This is a genomic window from Nonomuraea sp. MG754425 (genome assembly GCF_021699195.1).
Taxonomy (GTDB): domain Bacteria; phylum Actinomycetota; class Actinomycetes; order Streptosporangiales; family Streptosporangiaceae; genus Nonomuraea.
The window spans coordinates 1-236 of record NZ_SSXE01000614.1 but is presented as its reverse complement, the minus strand read 5'-3'; the positions used below and the strand labels follow the sequence as shown (position 1 = coordinate 236).

The window sequence follows — 236 nt, the reverse complement described above, 5'->3', positions numbered from 1 at the left end:
CCGGCGGCGAGATCTGTGACAGGTTCCCTTCGAGCCAGCCGCGCGGCTTTCCTGAGTGGATCACCCTGATGGTCAGCTTGTGCAACTGCTCGCCGAGGACGAGGCCGATCGGCGTGGTCAGCCGTACCGCGCCGTCGGCCGAGGAGGCGACCAGGCTGCCGGTGTAGGAGGCGGCGGCCGCGCTGCGATGATCGACGGTGACCGTGGCGGTCGCGGTGCCGCCCGCCGGGACGGTG

1 protein-coding gene is annotated in these 236 nt (G+C 71.6%); it reads right to left on the bottom strand.

Going from position 1 to position 236, the window contains the following annotated elements; all coding sequences use genetic code 11:
- A partial coding sequence (locus FAF44_RS54200) for a lipid A deacylase LpxR family protein (RefSeq protein ID WP_237111255.1) occupies nucleotides 1-236 on the bottom strand: 236 nt, incomplete at both ends.